Raw genomic sequence first — 22,400 nt, 5'->3', positions numbered from 1 at the left:
GGCGATGGATTGAGCCGAACCCCGTGAGCGTCTCGCAAGCCGCGTTGTACGAACGGCGCTTGATGTCCGGCGAAGCCTTTTGGCGAAGCCGGAAAGTCCGCGTACGGCAAAACCGTGTGGTCCCGGCCGTCGTCGCTACGGTCAAGTCTTGCGGATGCGGCATTGGCGCCAACCGGCGCGGTGCCGGCGAATTCCGTGAGGTGAGGGAGGCCAGAAGGAATTCGGCTCCCGGGAGAGCACGGCATAAGCCGTCCAACCATCGCGCAGGGAAGGCCGTGTGTTCGGCTTCACCTGTATGCCGCTGTGCAGTTCTTTTGCGCTACATGCGCACAGCGGACCGTGGGTGCCAGCCGGCACCCGGCCTTCCCTGCGCCCTTTGTTTGAAGAGGGCATGAAACGAAGAGCAAAACTCGGGCGAAACGCGCCGCGAGGACGCGAGGGTGTGTCTACGAGATGAAATGTCTAGTGGAGGATCACAATGCCACCGCTTGCTCCGTCATTGCGAGCGCAGCGAAGCAATCCAGAGTCGTTCCGCGGAGGGATTCTGGATTGCTTCGCTCCGCTCGCAATGACGATTGTGGAGGCAGCGTACGCCATAGTTCAGTCCGTGCCCCGGACGCGGCGACGCGTCCGCGCTGCAGCGTGTCCGGGACACGGAGACCGGCGGCCGGGTCAGGTCAGCCCCCCTGACCATCTTTTGGCGTTGCAGTTGCTGCTATTTCTCGTCTAGAAACGACGCATTGGGCCTCCCGGCAACCAACCGTCAACGGTTTTGACCGACGATTTGGGGCTCAAAAGGGTCTGGCAATGCTGATTCGCGGCCAAATTGATGGGATTTCGGGGGAGGTGGCTCTGGCCGCCGCCACGATCCCGGCCGCGCTGCTGCCCACCCTCCTTATTGGCGGCCTTCTTCTTACTTGCCCCTGAGGGCCGGCTGGGCGCCACGCGCCTGGGCGCTCAGGGGTTGGTCGAGATCACCGGACACCTCAAGCGCCCAGCAGACTGACGGCGCAAAAGCTCAAAAGGAATTTTGCAATGGCCCCCGCGAACAAGTCCGATAAGGACCGCGTCATCATATTCGACACCACCCTGCGCGACGGCGAGCAGTGCCCTGGCGCCACCATGACCTTCGAGGAGAAGCTCGAGGTCGCGGAACTGCTGGACGATATGGGCGTCGACGTCATCGAAGCCGGCTTCCCCATCACCTCCGAAGGCGATTTCCAGGCGGTGAGCGAGATCGCCCGCCGCTCCAAGAACGCCGTGATCGCCGGCCTGTCGCGGGCGCATCCCGCCGATATCGACCGCTGCGCCGAGGCCGTGAAATTCGCCAAGCGCGGCCGCGTCCACACCGTGATCGCGACCTCGCCGCTGCATATGCGGGTGAAGTTGAACAAGTCCCCGGAGCAGGTGCTTGAGACCTCGGTTGCCATGGTCGCGCGCGCCCGCAACCAGATCGACGACGTCGAATGGTCGGCCGAGGACGGCACCCGCAGCGAGATGGATTATCTGTGCCGCATCGTCGAGGCCGTCATCAAGGCCGGTGCGACGACGGTGAACATACCCGACACCGTCGGCTACACCACGCCCGACGAATACACCCACTTCATGAAGACGCTGATCGAGCGCGTGCCGAACTCGGACAAGGCGGTGTTCTCGGTGCACTGCCATAATGACCTCGGCATGGCCGTTGCGAACTCGCTGGCCGGCGTGGTTGGCGGTGCGCGTCAGGTCGAGTGTACCATCAACGGCATCGGCGAGCGCGCCGGCAACGCTGCGCTCGAAGAGATCGTGATGGCGATCAACGTGCGCAACGACAAATTCCCGTTCTGGAACAAGATCGACACCACGCAGCTGACCCGCGCTTCGAAGGTGGTGTCGGCGGCGACCTCGTTCCCGGTGCAGTATAACAAGGCCATCGTCGGCCGGAACGCCTTTGCGCATGAGAGCGGCATTCACCAGGACGGCGTGCTGAAGGATGCTTCGACCTACGAGATCATGCGGCCCGAAATGGTCGGCCTGAAGCAGTCCTCGCTGGTGCTCGGCAAGCATTCCGGACGCCATGCCTTCGTGCACAAGCTGGAGGAGATGGGCTACAAGCTCGGTCCGAACCAGCTGGAAGATGCGTTCACACGGATGAAGGCGCTCGCCGACCGCAAGAAGGACATCTACGACGAGGACATCGAGGCGCTGGTCGACGAGGAGATGGCGGCGTCGCACGACCGCATCAAGCTGACCTCGCTGACCGTGATCGCCGGCACCCATGGCCCGCAGCGCGCGACCATGAAACTCGACGTCGACGGCCAGATCAAGATCGAGGAAGCCGAGGGTAACGGTCCGGTGGATGCGGTGTTCAACTGCATCAAGCGCCTGGTGCCGCACGAGGCCAAGCTCGAGCTGTATCAGGTCCACGCAGTGACCGAAGGTACCGACGCGCAGGCGGAAGTGTCTGTGCGACTGTCGCATGAGGGACGTGCGATGACGGCGCGCGCGGCGGATCCGGATACGCTGGTGGCGTCGGCCAAGGCCTATCTCGGCGCGCTCAACAAGATGGTCATGAAGCGCCAGCGCGACACCGTGACGACGGCTGCGGCGAGCTGAGGCTTGCTTCGCCTCTCCCGCTTGCGGGAGAGGCCGACGCCCGAAGGGCGGCGTGAGGGTTCTCTCCATGCGGGGAGTGTCCCGATGCGGAGACACCCTCTCCCCAACCCTCTCCCGCAAGCGGGAGAGGGGACGCAGCAGTGCTCGCGGCGTTCACTGCGAATAGCTGCCCTGCTAACGGCCAATAGCACCGAGGTGCGCCGGCCTGTATTGATGCTGCCGGCATGAGGATAGGTCCCCCGCGCGCCGGGCGACCCAAAAACAACAGGGAGAGATTATGCGCACCTTCGCGATCGCGGCATCCGTCGCGGCATTGGCCTTGAGCCTTGCCGGACCCGCCAGCGCCGACCCGATCATCATCAAGTTCAGTCATGTCGTCGCGACCGACACGCCGAAGGGCAAGGCGTCCGAGAAGTTCAAGGAACTCGCCGAGAAGTACACCGGCGGCAAGGTCAAGATCGAGGTCTATCCGAACTCGACGCTGTACAAGGACAAGGAAGAGCTCGAGGCGCTTCAGCTCGGCAGCGTGCAGATGCTGGCGCCGTCCAACTCCAAGTTCGGCCCGCTCGGCATCCGCGAATTCGAGGTGTTCGATCTGCCCTACATCCTTCCCGATCTGAAGACGCTGCGGAAGGTAACTGAAGGTCCGCTCGGCACGCGGCTGCTCAAGCTGCTCGAGCCGAAGGGCATCACCGGCCTCGCCTATTGGGACAACGGCTTCAAGCAGATGAGCGCCAACAAGAAGCTGGTGGCACCGGCCGATTATCAGGGCGTCAAGTTCCGCATCCAGTCCTCGCGGGTGCTGCAGGCGCAGTTCAAGGCGCTCGGTTCGCTGCCCCAGGTGATGGCGTTCTCGGAAGTCTACCAGGCGCTGCAGACCGGCGTGGTCGACGGCCAGGAGAACACCTGGTCGAACATCTATACCCAGAAGATGCACGAGGTGCAGAAGTACATCACCGAGACCAATCACGGTTACATCGGCTACGTCGTGATCGTGAACAAGAAGTTCTGGGACGATCTGCCGGCCGACATTCGCGACCAGCTGTCGAAGGCGATGAAGGAGGCGACCGACTTCAACAACGCGCAGTCGCAGAAGGAAAACGACGACGCTCTCGCCGAGATCAAGAAGAGCGGCAAGAGCGAGATCATCAAGCTCACGCCGGAGCAGGACGAAGCGATGCGCAAGGCGATGGAGCCGGTCTACAAGGACGCCGCAAGCCGCATCGGCCAGCCGCTGATCGACGAGTTCCTGAAGGCAGCAAAAAGCACGACGAACTGAGCGCGGTTCGAACGAATCCAAACGAAATATGAAGCGGGGCTTCCGTGCGGGCTGCACGGAAGCTCTTTTTTGTTACGGATGATGTCCGCCGGTCGCTGAACGGACATTCAAATGAATGACATCTCCGAAAGAACGCGCTCCCTGTCCAAGTTGTAAGTTGCGTCTTAGCCTTCAGGCCCTCATCTTCAGGACATCCTTCCAGAGGAGGTCCGTATGAGGAAGTTCACCATCGCCGCCATCGCCGTGCTCAGCATCGCCGGCTCGGGCGCGGTCTATGCCCAATATCATCGCCCGTGGATGGAGCACTTCCGCCACATCCGCATGAACCCGGAAGACCGCGCCGCCTTCGTCGACGCGCGGATCGCCGCGGTCCATGCCGGGCTGAAGCTCAACGCCGACCAGGAGAAACTGTGGCCGCCGGTCGAGGCCGCCGTGCGCGACTTGGCCAAGCTGCGCCTCGATCGCGCCAATGCGCGGATGAACGCGGGCCCGGGCGATGCCGACAAGCCGGAGGATCCGGTCGCCCGGTTGCGCCAGCGCGCCGACGACATGGGTGCGACCTCGGCGGCGCTGAAGAAAATCGCCGACGCCGCCGATCCGCTCTACAAGACCCTCGATGACGGCCAGAAGCGCCGCCTTGCCGTCTTGACCCGCCACCGCGGCCCATTCGGCGGCGGCGAGGACGGCCCGCGCCGCCACTTCATGGAGCGCGGCATGGACCGCATGATGGAGCGTGGCATGGACCATTTCCGCGGCCACGATCGCGACGACGGTCCGGATCAGGACGGGCGCTTGTAAGCGCTCCGGCATTTCCCGGGTATGGACCTCTGAGAAGCCGCTGGAATCCAGCGGCTTTTCGCATTTCCGGGGCTGTGGAAGAACCTTGGAAAACATGCGCCACATCGCTTGCCAGACCCGGATCGCTTTGCTAAACGACCGACCTCGCAAGGCATTGACCGCCTTTCGGGCGCATAGCTCAGTTGGTAGAGCAGCTGACTCTTAATCAGCGGGTCCCAGGTTCGAGCCCTGGTGCGCCCACCAAGCTTTTCAAAAGCTTAGCCCTTGTTTCGGCAATCGCTCAGGTCCTTTAGCGAAGGATTTAGCGAGCCGTCCCGTTCGTTTCGCAACATTGCAGTCATCTGGTCGGTGCGCCTAATTCCTCCTTGAGCGAGGAAGAACGACCTCCGCAGTCCGGCAAAGGACTAAAGCGCAAAGCTACCGCGGGGTGCTTCTTTGTATGAAACACTGCTCCGCTAAGGGATGAGAGCCGTCATGCAACATCAGGCCAATTCCGAAGACCTGCCCTCGTCAGCGAGACAAGAGCATGTGCTTCGCATCGCCGAAGCTTGGCGGAGCGCCGTCGAAAGTATCATTGAGACCGGGAGCCGCTTGATCGACGCGAAGGGCACGCTCAATCACGGCGAATTTGAAATCATGGTCCGCAATGAATTGCCGTTCTCCGAAAGCACGGCCAGGAAGCTCATGCGGATCGCGTCGCATCCGATAATTGCAAATCGAGCACACGTGAACGATTTGCCGGCGTCGTGGGGAACGCTCTATGAGCTAAGCAAACTGAAGCGGGAAGACTTGGAGCGCGCCATCGAAGACGGGGTCGTCAATTCTAAGATGGAACGCAAAGATGCGATGGCGCTCGCTGGACGTCAGACCATTCTGCCGCGCAGCGAAGATATTCGGACGGAGGTGAAGTGCGCATTGTGTCGGGAAACAGAACGCAAGCTACCGGGCCATCAATGGACTGAGAATGATTTTGCAGAGGACCAGCCCGCAAGCACGGAGCTAGTCGATGATCTGGCCGACCAAATCAGAAAATTCCTGGCATATCCGAAGGCGAGCACGCTGATCGCCACCAAGCGAGGCGCCCGCTTTAGAACGACACCCGTCTCTCGCAAGATCGCGGTTCGAGAGAAAATTGAGCGGATCATCGACACGCGGGAACGTTTGGTACCAGAGATCGTCGGCGAGCTAAACCGCGCGCTACGCGGGCTCGCAACTACAGCGAATGAGCTCGCTGAGCGATTGGAAGCTTCGACCGTAGCGACTCTCGACGGGGAGGCCAAAGCGCAGTCGAATAGTAGGAAGGGCTTCGATGAAGCTTACGTCCGCCATCGGGAGGCAGTGTTAATCGCACGGATCGCGGCCTACCAAAGTGAGCTTCCGCCGCAGTCTAGTTGATTGGTTCGAACTCGAGCGCAAACTCTCTTTCTGACTTTACAGCCAAGAGAAGCTTGGCGCCCGGGTTGATGGCGCGCGCCGCCTTGGTAATCCTTTCGCGATCTTCTTTCGAGCTTCGGCATCCGAAATAGATTGCGGAAAGTTCTGGCGAATTGAATTCAAGGAACTCGATCGCGGTGTGATCGGAGGGGCGATATGCCCTGCGATTAATCGAGCATCGGCATGATCTCGAAAAATCCGGACGAGACGATCGATAAGGAGATCGTATTTTTCAGTGCCCATCAATTTCTCTAACACCTGCCATATTCCGAGCAACGCGGCGTCCGCTTCATGTGAGTCGAGCGCACGGCAATAGCGGATGAGGATGTCGGAAATGAAATCTTTCATGGAGTTTCGCTGCAGCGTGCTCCACCAGCGCTGGATGCTTTTTCGATAGTCCCGAGGATCCTTAAATTCAACGGATGGCGTGTCGTGTACCCATCTCGGTTCATACCAAAACGTTTCGGTGGCGAGCGAACCATCCGGATAGTGAATCGAATGGAAAGGGCCGCGTCGACATTTGTTCACTGCGTGAGGAGCAGTCAATCTGGCGAAAGGGTTGACCGATTTGCCAGAATTAACAAGGAGATTTAGCATACCTCGAAAGCGATCGACATGCTCGCTAGCTCTTTCAAAGGCATCGAAAGGGTCGTGAGCTGACAGGTGCACTAGAACTGGCGAGAGTGTGCCGTCCTCGGTCGGGATATTGCTGGCTGCCCGTCGAATATTTTGCTCCTCCTGAGCTTTTCTAGCCGCGCGTAAAAACTTGCCACGCTGGCTGGGTTGCCAATAAATGCGTGCACCATCGTCACCAATCCAATCAATTGGCTTAGGGCCGGCATAGGTGATCGTCGTATACAGAACGAATTTTGATTTGGGTCGCTGCGCCAATTTCTCAAATTCTTGATTGCAGCGAACAAGAAATGCGTCGGGATCGGTCAGACTCAATGATGGGTCAGATACAGAAGCCGCTACGCATTTCGCTTTAATGGGTGCTGCAATTCGGGTCGCTCGGATGGCCGAACTGAGCACTGGAAACCAGAAGGAATAACCGGCCGCATCGAAAGAGCGTCCGTCCTTCTTTCGGATACCTTTAAGTTGACCAAGCACTCGGTTACGATCAAATCCCCGCTCCCAGTCGAATTCTTTCGGCATCTTCAGTATTTCACCCTCGCCCTGCATTACTCTATTCTGAGTTGTGAGAAGGTGTCAGCCTGAATTTCGTTTCCGGGTTAGGCGTTCCAATTTGGCCAGCAGCCATCCTCCTCATGCCGGCCGGTGCGATTGGTGCAGGTCTGATCGAGCAAGCGCTGGCCGACATTCTTCCAGATCGCATCAGCTCCGAAATAGCGGATGGCCTCGGCTTTCTGCATCTCAACGATGCGAGAGCAGCGCGAGCACGCGACGCGCAGCATGTGGTGCTGGATGTCGGCGAGGCGGCATTGCTGGATCGACACCTTGGGCTTGCCGGCCGCGCGCGGGTCGTCTAGCAGCGATTGCCACATGGCATCGGGGATCGGGTCGGCCGGGGCTGGATCGGGCGCCGACGCCTTCGGCTGGGCTTTAGTGCGTTCGGTTAGCTGATCTATCTGCTTTCTTGAGTACATCCGCCAGCCCGCCATCCGCTCCTTGCCTATGCTGATAATAGAACATAACAAGAACGAAATGTCGAGTCCCCGGCTGCGCTCATCCGCTTTGGGAGGGTAAGCAGAACCTGCAATTGAACGAGCCCAGAGGGGGCTCATGACCCTGAACGGACATCGTTGACGAGCTTCGAATAGTGCTCCGATACGACTGTTGGTTCGCTATCCCCCTTAAGATCGAGGCAATCAATCCACGCTATCGTCTCGCGTCCTTCAAGATGGTAACGGTTGGCAACAACGATAATGTCTTATTACTTCTTCGCTGCCTGTCTGGCCGTATTAGCCTTGAGTTACGAGGTATCGTTTCGCCGAGCCTGGAATCTATCACGGAACTCTGAGCTGCTTGGCCCGGCCCAGCGGCTCGCAGTACGGCGGCGTGCGCTTTGGCCGGTAGGCTGCGGGCTAATTTGCACGCTGCTTGGGTGGATCTTACTTCATTTTGGTCAAGACAAGTTTGTTCTCTATCTAATAATGCTTAGTGCCTCTTTCCTGGCAGGATCGTTCATTGGCGTTATGGCCGGCACCACGAATCGGGTTTGAGGCATCGCGAATTCACAGAGAGATAAAAGTGCATCGAGCTATGGCCGCCGACAAGCGACCATGGCTTTGTCATTGTCCTGTTGATGTCCAGTTTTGGCCCAAAGCCGGCATGCGTCCGCGACATCGGCATGTCTGCTCGCGAGGCTAAAGCAGATATCGGGCAAGGCCAACGCTAGAAGGAAGCGAGCCGCCGCTGGACACCGGGCAGGGAGCGGCGGCTCGCTGTGCCCGCCGCGCCCGGAAGGAGGGCCGCAGGCTGTCGGGGTTGTTTCATGAAGGTCGGACACTCACCGACTTGTCCGCCCCCGGATCGGCGACGGGCATCCCAGCCGATCCAGGCATTGCCCCTCCCGACGCGAGACCAAGCGGGAGGGTATTCGTTAGGCGGCTCTAATGCGCTCCGGCTTCGACTTCTTGGCGCTCGCAATCACGATGCCGAGCACGGCGCGAGGATCGGCATCCAGTCTGCGGTGCACGGCTGCTCCCTGCTCCTCGCTGAGTTCGATCAGCGCTTCCTCTTCGCGTTCGCATTTCAGCAGTTCGACCTCCAGCTCCAGCAGCTTGGCGGCGCGCTCATCTGACGACATCGCGAGCGTCGGCTTCGGAAGCATCTCGATTTCGTCGTGCAATTTTTTTTCGAATGCGACGGGGTCCAGCCAAGCGAGCGCGGCGCCGATGTCTTGCTTGGTTGTCCACGCTCCATCGACGAGCGCATTGAATTGAGCTTGGAATGTTATCGTGTGGCCAAAGACGAGCTTCGGTCGTCCGTTCTCGCGCTGTGTCTGGACAAAGGCCGATGCCTGCTCCTTGAGATCGGCGGCCGGTACGCCCGATTGCAAGACGCGCACACGCTGGGCGGCGAGCACTTTGATCTGCGCTCTCACATTCGACACTGCATGGGCCGGCGTTCGAGTCGTCTTCACATCGGCCGGCATCGCGCGACTCAGCTTGGCCATCTCGTAGGTCCCAGTCGCGACCGAGACCCAATGCTTGATGTTGGCGCCAAGGTTAGCCAGATTGCGGTGCTTCTCCTGCAGATCGGGTAGCTTGTCCTGCAGACGCGCCAGCTCTAGATCCATGCCGGCCAGCTCCGTGACCGGTGCCGTGCTTCGCGCTCTGGAGAGTTCGGAAGCTCGACGGGCCATGGAAGTGACAGCGTCATGCAGCTCTATGGCTCGGCTATCGAGCCGATCCAGCTTTACACGGGCCAGGGTGGGTAATTGCAGCATGTCAGGCCCTCCGATAAGCGCGTTCGAGAGCCGCGCAGCGGTCGGCATATTGAGCAGCGGCGTCAGAAGCGCCTCCGACGGCCGCTGGCGGCGTCGTCTGGCCCGCTTTGGCATCGGCCAGGGGCTGAGCCGGTGCCGGCGCCCGCCATTGATCCGACAAGCTCCGCTTGCGGTCTTCATAGGCTGCTTGCCGAGCATCCATCACCGCATCCGCAAGCGGCAGCGATCCCGGCCGGTGAAGTATGGCCGGCGGCGCGGCGTCCATGAGCATGCGCGGCACCCGGATCGTCGCACCATCCGGGATCACATTCCCGGCCAGCGTGATCCGCTTGCCGTCCTTGTCGAACACTTCGCTCTTCATCTGATGATTCCTCCGCTGAAGAGATACCGGGTGATCCGCCCGGCTCGGAAAGTTGCGTTCTCGTCGAGATCGTCGCCGCCGACCCAAGCGAGCGATGAGTCATAGGAGTACTTGCGCACGCCGACGTTCGTCAGCGCGCCTGCAACCGCATTGGCGATGTCATCGTGAGCGCCGGGGCTGTGATCGATGCTGTCTTTGCCGGAGCGAGCTACGCGCCGCTCTAGACCAACGAGCTGCTGCAAGAGCTTCGGGTGGTCGAGCAGATCGGCCTTGCGGGAGTTCACGATCGGCAGGAAATCGCGATAGAGGTCCGACTTCGGCTTGGCCGCGCTCTCGTACGTGATGCCATGCGCGCGGAAAGGCTCCTTGACCCATTCGCCGGCATAGCGGTCCCCGAGCACCTTCGTAATGCCATAGGACTTAAGCAGCGTGGCGAACTCGCTGACGACTTGTTCGGGAGAAAAAGGCGGCTTGCGCTCCCGCAAAGCGTCGAGCGTCGCGACGCCATTCTGCTTGGAAGCAATCGCAAGCGTCATCGAGTCGGCGGAGCCGCCCGACGGATCGCAGAAAGCCGAATATCGGACCCCATCGATCCGACCGCGCTCATACACATTCTTGGAGATGCAGGCTTCCACGGCCTCGCGGGTGATGAAAGCTTCGATGTCTGCGCGGAACTGCGCAAGATACTCGGCGCGAGCGGATGCGGCGTCACGCTCCATCTCCGCGTCGATGAAGCTCTGCGGCACGCTCGGGTTCATCCGGCGCGTGGCAGCCTGCCAGACGAGGACCGGATCATGCTCGCGGCCGAAATGCGACCGATGCGCCTCGAAGAGCACGCCGCGCCGCGCATAGGGCGAGCTGGCACACAGCAGCATGCTATTGGGGATTGTGCTCATCCCCGGTCGCAGCGCATTCAGCACTTCATAGTCAGGTTCAGCACTGTCCTCTGCGCGCCAGAAGGCGACCTCATCCAGAAGGGCGGCGACGAGTGTGTAGCCGCGCACCGAGCGGAAGGAGCAAGTCGCGACTTCGATTGAGACTGAATTGGCGAGATCGAAGCCCTCCGCCGTCTCTCGGGTGATGAGCCGGGTCAGCATCGGCACGCCCTTGAGCAGCGCTGCGATGTAACGAAGGATGACCCGGCTCTGCTTCCGGTCGGCAGCGATGACGAGGATCGTGCCGCGCTCGCCCGGCGCCAAATAGGGCCGATAGTCAAAGAAGGCGGCGAGGAAGACGGCGACGAGGGCGAGGATGAAGCTTTTGCCTGCACGCCGTCCGCAGACAAGCCAAGCTTCCCTCGCGATATCACTCGGTGCATCCTTGCGGGACGTGCATTCGCGGTAGACGCCGAGCTTGTCCGCATCCATCGGCAGGGCGAAGAGAGCACAGAGGAACGCGAGCCATGGCTGCCAGCTCTGCCAATCGTCCTCGAACCAAGACGCGAAGAGCTGCGGGTCATGGATGCAGTCGATAATCGAGCCGTCCTGCTTTGGTCGGCGACGAGGTCCAGGCTTCCTTTGTTCAGCGGAAGCCCGATACCTCTGGATCATGCAGCCCTCACTCGATGGCTGCCGTTCAGTCGAGGCGGATCATCATCGTCGATCATGCGGCTGCGCAGATAATCGCGAGGGCTCGCCGGGGTCAAATCGCGCGGCTTCCGCTTGACGCCGAGTTCTTTGAGCAGCCGCCGCAATGAATTCGAGAGCGTCTGGTAAAGCATCAAATCGTCATTACCAGCCTTGCCCTCGGCCAGAGCGAACTTCATCTCCAGTTGCTCCAGCGCGGTCATGTGCGTGCTTGCCGTCCTGACAAGCGCCATCTCGCTCGTGCTGAGACAATCGACGCCGCCAAGATCAGCCGAAAGCAAATCGATGAGATCGCGAAATCTTCGATAGTAAAGAGTGCGCTGGTCCACTTCTTTCGGAAATAGACTTTTGCCATTCGTGACACGCGATCGTGCTTTAGTCTTTCGCTGAGTGATGTGCTTGCTTGCAGCCATCTGCATTCCAGATGCTTGGAGATTTTGCGCAAGCTGGGTCTATATGTTCGCTAATTGCAACCCTCTTTGGCTAATCGCACATTCTAAGGCGGTTTTTGCGCAGCGAGCTGCTGATCGAAAATCAGAGAATGCGCGTCACTCGCTCATCTGAGCAAAAATATTCGATCGTCGTCTTTGTCTCTCAGTGCTCAAAAAAAGGGCGGGGCGAATACTTCCAATTTCTTCTCGCTTCGTTTATCTTCCCGGGCGCGGTAGGTCCGCTGTGGGGCTCATGGAGCCTGAACTGCCCCCAATAGGTTGGGATTTCGCAACCCTATTGGAGCACCCTAATGTCCGAAGACACCAACAAGCGTGAACGCCAGAAGCGAGAGGCAAGGCTCGCGGAGCTTCGTCTGCGCGATGATGATCGTCCGCGCTGCCTGCATTGTCAGATCCCTATAGCTCATAGCGGTCCGTTATGCGCTGCCTGCGACAGCGACTGATCTAGTCGTCCCACGCGGGAATAATGATGCTGCCGTGCTTCTCGCAGAGGCGCAGAGTGGCGATCATTTCTTGCCGGATCATCGACACGGTCACGGGAGCGGCTTCATAGTCAAGTCGGTCGAGTTCAGCAATTATGCTCTTCGCGGAGCGGTTCAGGTCTTTGGCCACTCGCATCCGGATCATCTTTTCCATGCTCGGTTGGGGTCGGCCGTCATCGTCATAGCGCTTGCCGAGGTGGCGCCGGGTCAGCTGGGCTTTCTTTTGGCGATCCTCGGTGGGGGAGCGGCTGAAGAGGCCATAGGTCTTCTTCGGCTCCTTCGGCTTGCGTGGGTTCTCGGCATATCGCTTCCGATTGCGCCCCCCGATTGGGTACATGACGCGATAGTCGATTTCATCGTCACGGCTCATGGTTCATCGTCCTTCTTGATATCTATGCCGCTCGTCTGGATTTTTTGATCAAAGCATTCCCTCTCAAGGACATTTCTCAAGAAGGGTCCGCGTCCATATCGTTGGATGAATTGCTGCACACAGATGTTGCCGAACTTATCGAGGCCATACTTGCGGATCAGCACGCTTCCGATGCGCCTGTGCCTGTCCGATGGCCGCTCGCGCGATCCGCGCAAGCGATTGCTGTGATATTGGCCGAGTCGCTGGACATCGATTTCTTTGAGACTGACTCGGTCGACCTTTTGCCAATACCTGAGGTGATCGAAGTTCAGCAGGTCGAATGCCGAATTGATGCCGATCTTGGTGAGAGCCTGCTTTCCCTGATAGCGCCCCTCGATATGAAAGCACTCGACGATGCCGTCGATTCGGCAATGTTCGGAAGCATAGTGAGTGAAATAGTGCCCCCTGCCTCTGCGGCCGGTCGAGCCGCCCCCATTGTCTAGCGCACCGTTGTCGAAGCGAGCCGAGGCGCGACCTTTAGGCTGATGCGATTGGGTCCAATGCTTATTGACGAATTCGAGCATGTCGCCCTTGGCCGAATGGCGGTGATCGAAAGTGAAGTCGCGGGCGGGATGGGCGGCAACAAGCTTGCGGTCACCGTTGAGGGCAAGGTGGACCAAGAACTCGCGCGCTTCGTCGTCGGGAAAGTGGACTTCGATGCGAAAGCGATAGGGAGGATAGACGCGTATTTCGCGCCAGCGCTTCCGGCGCTCGTCGAAAAAGAGCTGGCCGTCCCATAGGATATCGAAATCCTCGCAATGATCTTGCAGCCACCATTGATCTTCGGCGCCCAGAAGTGTCTTGGAAAGAAAATAGGCGCTGTCGAAATAGTGGTAGCAATCGACATAGGGGATGCCGCAGAAGCGGCGCTCGTCCAGCTCGGTGCCGGGGGGTGGCAGGGGATCGGCCGCCCGATAGCGGGTGACCGATGCTGACGAGCTTCTAATCGCGTCGAGCGGTGGGGTGGCGCTTCGGGCGCCCTTGGATTTATTCTTCGGCATAGCATCGCTTTCATGGAGCGGTGTGCGAGCGCTGGCTAGCCGGCCGGCGCGATGGTGGGGCGCATCCTTGGTGCGCCCCGGTCATGTCTCGGGTCGAGCGATCGTGGATGCTTCGATAAGCCGAAGCACGTCGTCCCGCCGATAGAGTACTTTAGTGGTCCGGCCAGGCCGTGAGCCGCCGGTGCTAAATTGGACTCGCGGCAGCTTACCTGCTGCTTCCAGACGCTCGATGGTGTCATAGGAGATGTCGAGCAGCCGCATCACCAACTTGCGGCTGAGCAACAGCCGATCGTCATAGATGTGCGACTCCCTGAATTCGGCGAGGTAGTACTCGCGAGTATTCCTCACGGGAGCTGTTGGCTTAGCGCGAGAGCGGATGCGCGACACCATTGGCAAGATCCTTCTGCCGCCAACGCTGATGCGCTGCCGGTGTTTTGAGAAGGATCAGCCGGGCAGTGGGGTGTCCACATCCGTCTCTGATCGGCCCTAGCCGCACCCACCTCCGCCTTATGCCTTACGGCTGCGTATGAGTGGACCCGGAGACCGGGCAGTGCGAACAGAGCCACCTTTCGGGGCTCTGTTAAGCTAGCAAAAGCGGAAAGCTGCGGCAATATAGCTCAAACCGTGTGCGCAGCTCGTCCAGCAGTTCAAGGATGCAAGAGCTAGCAATCTTCCCGCACGTCCGCAGATAGGCTCGACGTGTTCGCTATGCGAGCGTGGCGGGCGCTCTCCGCTCGACGAGTGCGATGACGTTCGGCGTGGGCGCGATGACCTGCGAAACATAATTTGCTAGAGCCAGAAGAGCGGTGCCCTTTTGTTCAATGTACTGAGATCGATTGTAGATGCGTTCGACACCCTTGATTTTGTGACCCAGCACCTGCTCGGCAATACGTTCGCTGATGCCGAGGTCCGTCATGACGGACCGTGCTGTGCGCCGAAGGTCATGCAGCGTCCAATGTTCGAAATCGTCGGGAAGCAAAGCGTCTAGTTCCAATTTTGGCTTTGAGAAACCGTTGATCGGCTTGCCATCGAGCCGTCCGGCAAAGACGAATGGATTGCCAGCGATATGTGGCTGAGCGTCGATGATATCGAGTGCAAGTCTCGGCAGCTTCAATATCCCGGCGTTAGCCTTCTCGCGTAGCTCCTTCGGGATCGTCCAAAGATTGTCGTTAATCTCTGACCACTTCATGCGCGCGACCTTCTCGCGACGCTGAGCAGTAAGTAGAAGCAGCTTGACGAACGCTCCAAAGCTTCCCAATTGCGATGCCGCGCACCAAACAAGGCGGATTTCATCCGCGCCCAACGCGCGCTCGCGTCCGTCGCGTTCCATGCCATCATTGTCGGAGCGGTGGGCACGAACGGGACAAACATAGTAGCTCTCGAAATCTTCCACCCACTTCAAAACGGCGCGCACATTCGCAATCACGGCATCGGCTTGACGAGGCCCGTGCGCCTCGGCGATCTTTTCATGAAGCTCCTTGCCGTCACCGCAGGCAATGCTTGCGACCTTGCGACCTTTCCATTCTGGAATGACATACTTGTTCAAGGTGCGTTCAATCTCGCGCTTTGACCGCAGTTTGACCGCTCGTCGTTCGATGTACTTTTCGACCACGGCCTCGAATACCCACTGTGCGGAGACACGGGCATTCAAGGATAACGGGCTTCTCAGATACAGTTCCTTGTTTTGAAAGAAGAGCCGGGCGGCCTGCCGGGCCCCCTGGAGCGATAAGTCGCGAGGCCATTCCTGGCCACTTTCCGGAGTAGGTAACTCGTCGGCGCCGCGATCATCGTACCTGCCAAGCTTGAACCAGCGGTTTTTCTTTTGGTCATCGTAGTGGATGGCGAACCAAGTGCGGGAGCCGCCGTAGTTCACTTTCAGGACGAGGCCCGGCATCACGATGTCAAAATATTCTTCCTGCCTACGTCCCTCCGAAACAGTGAGGTCGCGGATATTGGCTTTGGTCATTTTTAGTTTCGGCATCGGAACTCCAGCGAAGAATTAGCGAAGCTGGGTCGGCCGTTTCCAGTCTCCGGCGACCACGCCGGAAAACATAGCATTATGGCTCTAAGTAACTGAACCGGTTAATGAATTAGTTCTGAACAGGCGGGAAGCTGCGGTTAGTTGCGGAGCCGACAGCGCTGACTCTTAATCAGCGGGTCCCAGGTTCGAGCCCTGGTGCGCCCACCATATAAATCAAACACTTAGCATCAGGCGTGACGCGGCAAGGTGGCCTTATTTTACGGGTCATTTTACGGTCTTGTTCGCGCTTCGAGCTTCAGCACCGTCGCCTCTGCGAGCTCAATATCGCGGCCGAGGTAGTGCGCATCGAGAATCGCCTCGACCTCCTTCAACGAGTGGCCGGTTACGGCGGCGCCAACGCCGGCACCGACGATGCAGCGAACCGTAAGATGCCGGGCCAATCCCGGCGCGGGAGGAGCAAATGACGATCAAAGCAAATAACGAGACGGGCCGTCATGCGCGTATCCGGCTCGGCATGGTCGGCGGCGGACAGGGGGCCTTCATCGGCGCGGTCCACCGCATTGCCGCTCGCATCGACGACCAGTTCGAGCTGGTTGCTGGCGCGCTCGCGTCCGATCCGGTTCGAGCCAAGGCCTCGGCGAAACAGCTCGGCATTGCCGACGATCGCGCTTATGGCTCCTTCGAGGAGATGGCGAAGGCCGAAGCCGCGCGAGCGGATGGCATCGCGGCGGTCTCGATTGTAACTCCGAACCACATGCACAGCCAGGTTGCGAAGACCTTCCTTGAAGCCGGCATCCATGTCATCTGCGACAAGCCGCTGACGACGACCATCGCGGCCGCCGAGGAGTTGGTGGCGCTGGTCAGGAAAGCGGGCAGGGTCTTCGTCCTGACGCACAACTACACGGGCTATCCCATGGTCCGGCAGGCCCGCGCCATGGTCGCGAGTGGCGACCTCGGCGAGATCCGGCTGGTGCAGGCCGAATATCTCCAGGATTGGCTGACCGAGCGATTGGAGGCAAGCAACCACAAACAGGCAGCGTGGCGCACCGATCCGGCCCGGTCCGGCGCCGGCGGGTGCATCGGCGACATCGGCACCCACGCCTACAATCTCGCCTGCTTTGTCACCGGACTCGAGCTCGACGAATTGCTCGCACAACTGTCGACCTTCGTCGAGGGGCGGCGCCTCGATGACGATGTCCAGATCCTCCTCAGGTGGAAAGGGGGCGCCAAGGGCATGCTCTGGGCGAGTCAGGTCGCCGTCGGCAATGAGAACGGCCTCACGTTACGCGTCTACGGTAGCAAAGGCGGCCTCGAATGGTCGCAGGAGAATCCGAACCAGCTCTGGTTCACGCCCTACGGCCGGCCGAAGCAGCTCCTGACCCGGGGCGGCGCCGGCGTTCTGGGCGCGGCGGGTCGCGTTACCCGCGTCCCCTCCGGCCACCCCGAAGGTTACCTTGAAGGTTTCGCGACCATCTACGCCGAGGCAGCGCGCGCCATCCGCGCAGTTGAGGCCGGCCAAAAGCCGGATCCCGAGGTGATCTTCCCAACCGTTGAGAATGGTCTGGCAGGCGTGAAGTTCATCGATGCTGCTGTGAAGTCCGCGACATGCAATGGCGCATGGGTTCGGATGACGTAGCTGCCGACGCGTCGGCCATGAGGCAGTCGGTCGATACTGGCGCTCGCTGCGATGAATGGCTCCACATTGGCGTCCCGGGCGGACGGCGCAAGCGCGCGCGGATCTCGGTATAGCCCTCATTCGCATAGCGATCCGAGGCCTCGAATGCGCATCGATCGCGCCGTGAGCTCATCATCGGCTGGCTTGGTCTTCTTTCTTCGTTTGAGGGCGTGCAGGTTCGTCGTATCCCTTACGCCGGCTGTGGTACATCAGGGCCGTCAGGCCGCAACCTGCAACCAGCGCCAGAGTCATAGCCACGCCCAGAATGATATTGGCATAGAGCGGCATTGCCGGTGTGGCTCGCCAGACTGACACGCAGTACCAGAATACGATGATGAGGAGTCCTGCGAGGGCTGCAATCAGGAGCCACTGATTTTTGTTGCGCATCGTCTGCTCCAGAATTTGAGCCGGCCATCCGCAGACCTGCCTGCGGTGGAAGGCATTTGCGCGGCCACCTAAACCCATCGCCAGCCGCAGACACGGCGACCCCGATGCCACCAACAAACCCATCGGCGCCGACGCCGGCGCGGGCGCGGCGGTGCCCCCCAACCGGGGCCGGGGCCCCACTGCGCTTCTGTCACAAGGTCGGACCGCTGTCCGGCACCTCCTAAATCGGGCGCAACCGGCATCGCCTCCGCGACATCAATGAAGCGAACCGCAATCGCACCGACCGCGACGGCCGCAACAGCGTTCTGGGCGAAGCCAAGAAAATTTCGACGGGTTGGAGCGTTCATTGTCGTAACTCCTCTTCTAGTTACGTCACCACGCCAAGAGGGGCGCATGCCCATCGCGAAGGAGGCGCCAAGGTCCCTGCGTGGGAGCTGCTGTCGCAGTTGGCCACGCCTTCCTCCCGGATTCCGGCGACCAACTCGGTTGGTGCCCCGGCGATGCTAGTCGCGGCCCACCAACGCCGACATCCGATGAAACCCTGAATATGTCGGCGGGAATGCTCGCGGTTTAATCAAGCATGCCGATCGCAAGGTTCGATCTATCGCGGCCCGCGCGGCCCGAGCGTCAGATTGGTTACCCCCGCTGCAAGGTTCAATCCGATCGATCGCTCGATCGATATGGGCTGCAGCATAATTGTCCTGCGCGAGCCTCCGATGAGCACGTTCGCGCCGAGACCGGGGCCCACTGCGACATTGCCGCTCGCGCCCACGTAGCTCCCACGCAAGGTGCCTGGTCCGACGCGCGAGTTCCTCGCGAGAACGGCCCACGAGAGACTTCCCGCGCTGGTTACGCCAAGGTCGAGACCGACGCGCCTGATCCGGCCCTCGTAGGTGTACTGCCGAGGCGGCCTTGTCCCGACGAAAACGCAACGGAGTTCCTGCGCCGAGCCAAGCACGAGCCCCACGCGTGGTGAACTGGTGCAGATCAGTCTGCCGACCCTGAACCTCTCGGCGCTCGCGGGCAAGGCAATGGCGCACATCACTGCGGATCCGCAGATGCTCGCTATAAGCAGGTTCATTCGCATTCAAGCCTCCGTTTGGCTGCTGGTGTTGGCGCGAGATTCGCCCGGGTCGCGGTCCCGGCGAAGCCAGAACGTGATGCCGAGGCCGATCAGCAGGATGGCGCTCAGCAGGAAGAAGATCACGGATTGCTGCAACCAGGAGATCGCCGGAACCGCAATGCCCATGGCAATGCCGAGGAAGGCGATTTGCGGCGATAGAAGGCTAACGCCCGCGAGGAAGGTGCCGAGCGTCAGCAATGTGAGGAGAACGAGACTCGTCGCCGGCGTTGGCAGCATTTGCTGAACTCCCGAGACCAGCATGATATTCATCGTGACCAGTACGGCGACCCAATGCAGCGCTTGAGTCCAGATCAGCTGCCAGCGAGCTTCCTTGCCGTCGACCTCCGGCCACTTGTTGAGGACACAGACCATACCGACGGCGAGTGCAAGAAATTCCCAGTAGCCAACGAGGGGTTGGTGCGAAGCGTTCGTATAGGCGACGCCCGCAATGGCGAGCACCAGTGCGACGATGTAGGGAAGCTGCTGCCACAGAAGCCGGGTCATCCCCGAATGCCTTGAAGACTGCGCTGCGCTGCTGGTTCGTTCGGCTTCAGCTTCGCTCATGGGACACCCGTTTTGCGATCATCCCTTGTTGACGATCGGTTCGAGATCGTTGCCGAGGTAGTCCTCGACGTAAAATCTGAGGATTGCGATTCTGCCGACCGCGACCAGCGGCATGGTGAGCGCGATGCCCATGACGCCGAACAGCGCACCCAGCAGCACGATCGCGACCAATGTCCAGGCGGGAGGGATTTCCACAGCCTGGCGCTGGATCAGCGGGCCGATCACGTAGCCCTCGATCGATTGAATGATGGTGTAGACGAAGACGGCCCAGACCAGCAGCGATCCCCCAAGCGGCATCGCGACGAGCGCGATTGGAATTGCGGCAAGGATCGGCCCGAGATACGGGACGAAGTTCGAGAGGCCCGCCTGCAAGCCAAGCACGAAGGGACTGGGCAGCCCGATCAAATAGAGTGCGACCCAGACGCACAGCGTCATCAGGACGATGCGGATCAGCTGTCCGACGAACCATAGCCGCATGACGCCGCCCATCTCGTCCATAACTCCGCGTACTCGGGAGCGATAGGATGGTTTCGCGAGAATGACGAGGCTCTCGCGGTGGCTGCTGGGATCAAAAGCAAAGAGGATGCCCAGAAACACGATCACGAGTGCGCCGGTCAGAAAACTCGACGCCCCGCCAAGGACGAACTGGGCATGGCTGAAGAACCGGCCTTGGTCGGACAACAACCATTGCGCAAAATCCCGGCCCCATTCCGGACCAAGCAGGTCGACGCCGTAGGTCAGCAGATGCTGCTGCAGGACGTCGAACTGGCTGTCCATGACCTTCAGCAGGAGACGCGTTTGCGCCGGGAGCTTGCCGGCCCCCCAGACGAGGCCAAGTCCGATCCCGGCAGCGAGCAGGAGAAGCACGAACGTCAGCCGCCAGATACGACTGAGGCGGACGACAGGCGCCATCGCCCTTGCAACGGCATCCAAAAGAGCCGCAAACAGCACGCCCGCGAAGATGATGAGAAGGCTCGAAACCGTCTGCCAGGCCAGGAAGAGGGCCACGCATATGGCGAGCAGGGCAAGGCCCGTTGCGAGCAGGCCGCGAAGTTGCTCTTGTCGTGTCCTCACGTCGCTCATCGGGTAACTCGGCGATTGCAAGGAGGAGCCATCGCATCCGAGCCTAGGTACGAATACGCCGACTGCCATAATGAGGATGCGAGCCGCCGCGATGGCGCCAGTAGCGATGTTTGGTCGGGTTCGTATTGGTATTCGGTGTCGCGGCGCTAGGCGTGGCCGCAGCAGGCTTTGACGTGGATGTGGTCGGATCGATCGACTGTGCCTGAGAGAGGGACGGCTGCATGGCCCCGATTGATCCCGCCAGGATCAGCACGCCGCAAACGGTCCGGACATTCATGTTAGCCTCCATTCGACCTACAGGGCTTCAAATCGAGATCGCACCGACCGCCAGTGCATAGACGCCGGTACAAGCAGCGAGCGCGAGCACGGCAAAGATGACTGCCTCGAACGGTTTGAAGACAGTTTCCTTGCGCTCGCGCTTGGCCAAAAAAAACAGAATCGTTCCCGGCGCGTAAAGTATCGATGACAGCAGGAGAAACGTCGGACCGCCCGCATAGATCATGCTAACAGCGTAGAGGGTTGCGATGGTCGAGCGAAGGCCGTCGACGGTCCGGGCGCGTTCGTCCGCACGGTAGGAGTCGCCGAGATACGCCAGCTTGAGGCCGTACGCGGCAACCAGGAAATACGGGATCAGCGTCATCGCGCTCGTCATCTTCAAGGCGAGCGTGAACGCATATTCGGCAAACCAGGTGACGAGAAGAAACGCCTGGATGACGCAGTTGGTGAGCCAGAGCGCGCCGATGGGAACCTGGTGAGCGTTAACGCTCGCAAGGAAGGAAGGCATCGTGCGGTTGACGGCCGCGGAGTGCAGAACCTCGGCCGCGAGCAGCGACCAAGACAGGTAGTTGCCCAGGATCGAGATCAGCAGCGCCACGCTGATGAAGAGTCCGCCCCAACGACCGACCATCGCCTCCATCACACCGGCCATCGACGGTGTCGGCAGGTTTGCGAGTTCCTGTCGTGTCAGGACGCCATAGGACAACAGCGTCACGAGAACGAGAAGGCAAAGAACGGACAGGAAGCCGGCGACGGTCGCAAACCCGATGTCGGAGCGATCCCTTGCGTAGCGCGAGTATACGCTCGCGCCCTCAATTCCGACGAAAACGAATACGGTCAACAGCATGGTGCTTCGGACTTGCGAGGATACGGCTGCCCCGCCGGGTTGATCCGTTCCCCAGAAATTCCGGGAGATCCGATCGGGATCGAGGACGATGAACGCAACGCCGATGAAAAGCAGGATCGGAATGATCTTGGCGTAAGTCGCGATCGTATTGAGGGTGGCGGCGCCCTTGATGCCTCGCAGCACCAGGAAATGAACGCCCCACAGCAGCAGGGACGCCGATGCGACGGCGGTCGGCGTCGTGCCGTCGCCGAAGACACGAAAAAACTGTCCGATCGTCGCCTTGATCAGAATGAGACAGGCCACGTCGGCGAGGCAACATCCGATCCAATAGCCGGCCGCCGAAGCAAAGCCGATATACTCGCCAAACCCCGCCGTGGCGTATGCGTAGATGCCCGCATCCAGGTCTGGCCTGCGGCGAGACAGCGTCTGAAAGACGAGGGCCAGCATGAGCATGCCGATGCCGGCGATGAGCCACGCGATCAAGGTGCCGAGCACACCGGTAACACGTCCGAACGATGCGGGTAGCGCGAAGATGCCGGAACCAACCATCGACCCGACCACGAGCGCGACGAGCGCGCTGCGCGAAAGCTTCTGGTCGAGCTGGTTCGAGGAAGGAGCCATGACGAGGATGGCTTTCAATCGGAGATGAGGC

At 60.3% G+C, this 22,400-nt stretch carries 22 protein-coding genes and 1 tRNA gene; 6 read left to right on the top strand and 17 right to left on the bottom strand.

Translation table 11 applies throughout. The features are described 5' to 3' along the window. Positions 1-1,035 precede the first annotated feature (1,035 nt). The 5 genes from K3F49_RS05305 to K3F49_RS05285 all read left to right on the top strand — a co-directional run bounded on the left by K3F49_RS05305 (position 1,036) and on the right by K3F49_RS05285 (position 6,070). Positions 1,036-2,598, top strand: a complete 1,563-nt coding sequence (locus K3F49_RS05305) for a 2-isopropylmalate synthase (protein ID WP_234679834.1) — start codon at positions 1,036-1,038, stop codon at positions 2,596-2,598. A 277-nt stretch (positions 2,599-2,875) separates the two neighbouring features. Next, positions 2,876-3,877 (top strand): TRAP transporter substrate-binding protein, encoded by a 1,002-nt coding sequence (locus K3F49_RS05300; protein ID WP_234679833.1) that lies wholly within the window; start codon positions 2,876-2,878, stop codon positions 3,875-3,877. Between the two features lie 213 nt (positions 3,878-4,090). Then, positions 4,091-4,675 carry a Spy/CpxP family protein refolding chaperone gene (locus tag K3F49_RS05295; RefSeq protein WP_234679832.1) on the top strand — a complete coding sequence of 195 codons (585 nt, stop codon included), beginning with the start codon at positions 4,091-4,093 and terminating at the stop codon, positions 4,673-4,675. A 167-nt stretch (positions 4,676-4,842) separates the two neighbouring features. Next, positions 4,843-4,918: transfer RNA gene (locus K3F49_RS05290), tRNA-Lys, on the top strand. A gap of 231 nt (positions 4,919-5,149) precedes the next feature. Next, positions 5,150-6,070 (top strand): DUF3102 domain-containing protein, encoded by a 921-nt coding sequence (locus K3F49_RS05285; RefSeq protein ID WP_234679831.1) that lies wholly within the window; start codon positions 5,150-5,152, stop codon positions 6,068-6,070. Positions 6,071-6,106: 36 nt separating this feature from the next. Here the strand turns inward: K3F49_RS05285 and K3F49_RS05280 are convergent, their stop codons facing one another. The 11 genes from K3F49_RS05280 to K3F49_RS05230 form a co-directional block, all read right to left on the bottom strand. Continuing rightward, a complete protein-coding gene (locus K3F49_RS05280) occupies positions 6,107-7,291 on the bottom strand; it encodes a hypothetical protein (RefSeq protein WP_234679830.1) in 1,185 nt (394 codons plus the stop codon). 50 nt (positions 7,292-7,341) lie between these two features. Beyond that, positions 7,342-7,731, bottom strand: a complete 390-nt coding sequence (locus K3F49_RS05275; protein WP_234679829.1) for a hypothetical protein — start codon at positions 7,729-7,731, stop codon at positions 7,342-7,344. 941 nt (positions 7,732-8,672) lie between these two features. Continuing rightward, on the bottom strand, positions 8,673-9,521 hold the full coding sequence (locus tag K3F49_RS05270) for a hypothetical protein (RefSeq protein ID WP_234679828.1): 849 nt from the start codon (positions 9,519-9,521) through the stop codon (positions 8,673-8,675). Position 9,522: 1 nt separating this feature from the next. Continuing rightward, on the bottom strand, positions 9,523-9,870 hold the full coding sequence (locus K3F49_RS05265; protein ID WP_234679827.1) for a hypothetical protein: 348 nt from the start codon (positions 9,868-9,870) through the stop codon (positions 9,523-9,525). Positions 9,871-9,878: 8 nt separating this feature from the next. After that, positions 9,879-11,432, bottom strand: a complete 1,554-nt coding sequence (locus tag K3F49_RS05260) for a hypothetical protein (protein ID WP_234679826.1) — start codon at positions 11,430-11,432, stop codon at positions 9,879-9,881. Further along, positions 11,429-11,881 carry a hypothetical protein gene (locus tag K3F49_RS05255; RefSeq protein WP_234679825.1) on the bottom strand — a complete coding sequence of 151 codons (453 nt, stop codon included), beginning with the start codon at positions 11,879-11,881 and terminating at the stop codon, positions 11,429-11,431. The genes K3F49_RS05260 and K3F49_RS05255 overlap by 4 nt, the downstream gene beginning before the upstream one ends. A gap of 483 nt (positions 11,882-12,364) precedes the next feature. Then, positions 12,365-12,772 (bottom strand): hypothetical protein, encoded by a 408-nt coding sequence (locus tag K3F49_RS05250; RefSeq protein WP_234679824.1) that lies wholly within the window; start codon positions 12,770-12,772, stop codon positions 12,365-12,367. Then, positions 12,769-13,812, bottom strand: coding sequence for a hypothetical protein (locus K3F49_RS05245; RefSeq protein ID WP_234679823.1), 1,044 nt, complete (start codon positions 13,810-13,812; stop codon positions 12,769-12,771). The genes K3F49_RS05250 and K3F49_RS05245 overlap by 4 nt, the downstream gene beginning before the upstream one ends. 81 nt (positions 13,813-13,893) lie before the next feature. After that, entirely contained in the window at positions 13,894-14,202 is a 309-nt protein-coding gene (locus K3F49_RS05240) for a hypothetical protein (RefSeq protein WP_234679822.1), read from the bottom strand. 316 nt (positions 14,203-14,518) lie between these two features. Continuing rightward, entirely contained in the window at positions 14,519-15,793 is a 1,275-nt protein-coding gene (locus K3F49_RS05235; protein WP_234679821.1) for a tyrosine-type recombinase/integrase, read from the bottom strand. Between the two features lie 269 nt (positions 15,794-16,062). Further along, complete coding sequence (locus K3F49_RS05230; RefSeq protein WP_346657297.1) at positions 16,063-16,233, bottom strand: hypothetical protein; 171 nt, start codon at positions 16,231-16,233, stop codon at positions 16,063-16,065. 20 nt (positions 16,234-16,253) lie between these two features. Between K3F49_RS05230 and K3F49_RS05225 the strand changes: the two genes are divergently transcribed. Continuing rightward, positions 16,254-17,429: a Gfo/Idh/MocA family protein gene (locus K3F49_RS05225; protein ID WP_234679820.1), complete on the top strand. Its 1,176-nt coding sequence runs from the start codon at positions 16,254-16,256 to the stop codon at positions 17,427-17,429. 171 nt (positions 17,430-17,600) lie between these two features. Here the strand turns inward: K3F49_RS05225 and K3F49_RS05220 are convergent, their stop codons facing one another. The 6 genes from K3F49_RS05220 to K3F49_RS05200 form a co-directional block, all read right to left on the bottom strand. After that, on the bottom strand, positions 17,601-17,978 hold the full coding sequence (locus K3F49_RS05220; RefSeq protein WP_234679819.1) for a hypothetical protein: 378 nt from the start codon (positions 17,976-17,978) through the stop codon (positions 17,601-17,603). Further along, on the bottom strand, positions 17,924-18,202 hold the full coding sequence (locus tag K3F49_RS39615) for a ubiquinol-cytochrome c reductase iron-sulfur subunit N-terminal domain-containing protein (protein WP_452100457.1): 279 nt from the start codon (positions 18,200-18,202) through the stop codon (positions 17,924-17,926). Before K3F49_RS39615 ends, K3F49_RS05220 begins: the two co-directional genes overlap by 55 nt. Before the next feature lie 254 nt (positions 18,203-18,456). Further along, the gene (locus K3F49_RS05215; RefSeq protein ID WP_234679818.1) at positions 18,457-18,942 is read right to left on the bottom strand and encodes a DUF992 domain-containing protein; all 486 of its coding nucleotides are present in this window, start codon (positions 18,940-18,942) and stop codon (positions 18,457-18,459) included. Next, positions 18,943-19,542 (bottom strand): hypothetical protein, encoded by a 600-nt coding sequence (locus tag K3F49_RS05210; protein WP_234679817.1) that lies wholly within the window; start codon positions 19,540-19,542, stop codon positions 18,943-18,945. Positions 19,543-19,560: 18 nt separating this feature from the next. Next, positions 19,561-20,625, bottom strand: a complete 1,065-nt coding sequence (locus K3F49_RS05205) for an AI-2E family transporter (RefSeq protein ID WP_234679816.1) — start codon at positions 20,623-20,625, stop codon at positions 19,561-19,563. Positions 20,626-20,929: 304 nt separating this feature from the next. Beyond that, positions 20,930-22,369 (bottom strand): basic amino acid/polyamine antiporter, encoded by a 1,440-nt coding sequence (locus K3F49_RS05200; protein ID WP_234679815.1) that lies wholly within the window; start codon positions 22,367-22,369, stop codon positions 20,930-20,932. Positions 22,370-22,400: the final 31 nt, after the last annotated feature.

The sequence above is a fragment of the Bradyrhizobium monzae genome (genome assembly GCF_021458635.1).
Taxonomy (GTDB): Bacteria; Pseudomonadota; Alphaproteobacteria; order Rhizobiales; family Xanthobacteraceae; genus Bradyrhizobium.
Note: the sequence above shows the minus strand (reverse complement) of the source record. Positions and strands in the feature narration are given on the sequence as shown.

What these genes read in the sequence shown, in the direction of transcription:
- K3F49_RS05305 (WP_234679834.1), top strand. Translation starts at nt 1,036, where the DNA reads ATGGCCCCCGCGAACAAGTCCGATAAGGACCGCGTCATCATATTCGAC.
- K3F49_RS05300 (WP_234679833.1), top strand. Translation starts at nt 2,876, where the DNA reads ATGCGCACCTTCGCGATCGCGGCATCCGTCGCGGCATTGGCCTTGAGC.
- K3F49_RS05295 (WP_234679832.1), top strand. Translation starts at nt 4,091, where the DNA reads ATGAGGAAGTTCACCATCGCCGCCATCGCCGTGCTCAGCATCGCCGGC.
- K3F49_RS05285 (WP_234679831.1), top strand. Translation starts at nt 5,150, where the DNA reads ATGCAACATCAGGCCAATTCCGAAGACCTGCCCTCGTCAGCGAGACAA.
- K3F49_RS05280 (WP_234679830.1), bottom strand. Translation starts at nt 7,291, where the DNA reads ATGCAGGGCGAGGGTGAAATACTGAAGATGCCGAAAGAATTCGACTGG.
- K3F49_RS05275 (WP_234679829.1), bottom strand. Translation starts at nt 7,731, where the DNA reads ATGGCGGGCTGGCGGATGTACTCAAGAAAGCAGATAGATCAGCTAACC.
- K3F49_RS05270 (WP_234679828.1), bottom strand. Translation starts at nt 9,521, where the DNA reads ATGCTGCAATTACCCACCCTGGCCCGTGTAAAGCTGGATCGGCTCGAT.
- K3F49_RS05260 (WP_234679826.1), bottom strand. Translation starts at nt 11,432, where the DNA reads ATGATCCAGAGGTATCGGGCTTCCGCTGAACAAAGGAAGCCTGGACCT.
- K3F49_RS05255 (WP_234679825.1), bottom strand. Translation starts at nt 11,881, where the DNA reads ATGGCTGCAAGCAAGCACATCACTCAGCGAAAGACTAAAGCACGATCG.
- K3F49_RS05250 (WP_234679824.1), bottom strand. Translation starts at nt 12,772, where the DNA reads ATGAGCCGTGACGATGAAATCGACTATCGCGTCATGTACCCAATCGGG.
- K3F49_RS05245 (WP_234679823.1), bottom strand. Translation starts at nt 13,812, where the DNA reads ATGCCGAAGAATAAATCCAAGGGCGCCCGAAGCGCCACCCCACCGCTC.
- K3F49_RS05240 (WP_234679822.1), bottom strand. Translation starts at nt 14,202, where the DNA reads ATGGTGTCGCGCATCCGCTCTCGCGCTAAGCCAACAGCTCCCGTGAGG.
- K3F49_RS05235 (WP_234679821.1), bottom strand. Translation starts at nt 15,793, where the DNA reads ATGCCGAAACTAAAAATGACCAAAGCCAATATCCGCGACCTCACTGTT.
- K3F49_RS05225 (WP_234679820.1), top strand. Translation starts at nt 16,254, where the DNA reads ATGACGATCAAAGCAAATAACGAGACGGGCCGTCATGCGCGTATCCGG.
- K3F49_RS05220 (WP_234679819.1), bottom strand. Translation starts at nt 17,978, where the DNA reads ATGGGTTTGTTGGTGGCATCGGGGTCGCCGTGTCTGCGGCTGGCGATG.
- K3F49_RS39615 (WP_452100457.1), bottom strand. Translation starts at nt 18,202, where the DNA reads ATGAACGCTCCAACCCGTCGAAATTTTCTTGGCTTCGCCCAGAACGCT.
- K3F49_RS05215 (WP_234679818.1), bottom strand. Translation starts at nt 18,942, where the DNA reads ATGCGAATGAACCTGCTTATAGCGAGCATCTGCGGATCCGCAGTGATG.
- K3F49_RS05210 (WP_234679817.1), bottom strand. Translation starts at nt 19,542, where the DNA reads ATGAGCGAAGCTGAAGCCGAACGAACCAGCAGCGCAGCGCAGTCTTCA.
- K3F49_RS05205 (WP_234679816.1), bottom strand. Translation starts at nt 20,625, where the DNA reads ATGAGCGACGTGAGGACACGACAAGAGCAACTTCGCGGCCTGCTCGCA.
- K3F49_RS05200 (WP_234679815.1), bottom strand. Translation starts at nt 22,369, where the DNA reads ATGGCTCCTTCCTCGAACCAGCTCGACCAGAAGCTTTCGCGCAGCGCG.